This window comes from Campylobacter coli LMG 9860, assembly GCF_000254135.1.
GTDB classification, from domain to species: Bacteria; Campylobacterota; Campylobacteria; order Campylobacterales; family Campylobacteraceae; genus Campylobacter_D; species Campylobacter_D coli.
The window spans coordinates 1-219 of the sequence record NZ_AINS01000127.1; the positions used below are offsets into that span (position 1 = coordinate 1).

The window sequence follows — 219 nt, forward strand, 5'->3', positions numbered from 1 at the left end:
TTTTTACAAAACATCCCTTCTATGCTTGAAAGCATTCCTTTTCAAAGAATCTTAAGCCAAAGAAAAAACAAATTTGATAATGCTATAGTAGTTTCTGCAGGACCTAGTTTAGCTAAACAACTTCCTTTACTTAAAGCTTGTCAAGATAAAGCAGTGATCTTTTGTGCTGATGGGGCTTTAAGTATGCTTGAAAAAGAAGGTATAGTGCCTGATTATGTT

At 33.3% G+C, this 219-nt stretch carries 1 protein-coding gene; it reads left to right on the top strand.

Annotation, left to right across the window (positions count from 1 at the left end; translation table 11 throughout):
• Positions 1 to 219 (top strand): 6-hydroxymethylpterin diphosphokinase MptE-like protein (locus tag CCO88_RS09675; protein ID WP_002804355.1); only part of this gene is annotated, 219 nt, incomplete at both ends.